Annotated in this window: 1 protein-coding gene; it reads right to left on the reverse strand. The window is 50.0% G+C overall.

Annotation, left to right across the window (positions count from 1 at the left end; genetic code table 11):
• On the reverse strand, window positions 1-1,111 hold a 1,111-nt coding region (tuf, locus tag FE394_RS19080), incomplete at both ends, for an elongation factor Tu (protein ID WP_319927898.1).

The following is a 1,111-nucleotide window of genomic DNA, read 5'->3' on the forward strand; positions in this document are numbered from 1 at the left end:
TCGTCCATTGCGATTGGCGCAATCAGGGTAACGATCATGTTGATGTTGTCACCTGGCATTACCATCTCTACGCCTTCTGGCAGTTCGATAGTACCGGTTACGTCAGTTGTACGGAAGTAGAACTGTGGACGGTAACCTTTGAAGAATGGAGTATGACGGCCACCTTCATCTTTGCTCAGGATATAAACTTCTGATTCGAACGTAGTGTGTGGCTTGATTGAACCTGGTTTAGCCAATACTTGACCACGTTCGATTTCGTCACGTTTAGTACCACGCAGCAGAACACCTACGTTCTCGCCCGCACGGCCTTCGTCCAGCAGTTTGCGGAACATTTCAACGCCAGTACAAGTTGTTTTCGCTGTATCTTTGATACCAACGATTTCAACTTCGTCACCTACTTTAACGATACCACGCTCAACACGGCCTGTGACTACAGTACCACGGCCGGAGATGGAGAATACGTCTTCGATTGGCAGCAGGAATGGCTTGTCAATGTCACGCTCTGGTTCTGGGATGTAAGAATCCAGTGCTTCAGCCAGTTCAATGATCTTAGCTTCCCACTCTGCTTCGCCTTCCAGCGCTTTCAGAGCAGAACCACGGATGATTGGCGTGTCGTCGCCTGGGAAATCGTACTGAGACAGCAGCTCACGGACTTCCATTTCTACCAGTTCCAGCAGCTCTTCATCATCAACCATGTCACATTTGTTCAGGAACACGATGATGTATGGAACGCCTACCTGACGACCCAGCAGGATGTGCTCACGAGTCTGTGGCATTGGGCCATCAGTTGCAGCAACAACCAGAACCGCACCGTCCATCTGAGCCGCACCCGTGATCATGTTTTTAACATAGTCGGCGTGGCCTGGGCAGTCAACGTGCGCATAGTGGCGAGTTGGGGTATCGTATTCTACGTGAGAAGTAGAAATGGTGATACCACGCGCTTTTTCTTCTGGTGCGTTATCGATCTGATCGAATGCACGAGCGCTACCGCCGTAGGTTTTTGCCAGAACGGTGGTGATTGCAGCTGTCAGGGTAGTTTTACCGTGGTCAACGTGGCCGATAGTACCAACGTTAACGTGCGGTTTTGAACGTTCAAACTTTTCTTTAGACA

It is taken from the genome of Xenorhabdus littoralis (assembly GCF_033949345.1).
In the GTDB taxonomy this organism is placed as follows: Bacteria; Pseudomonadota; Gammaproteobacteria; order Enterobacterales; family Enterobacteriaceae; genus Xenorhabdus; species Xenorhabdus littoralis.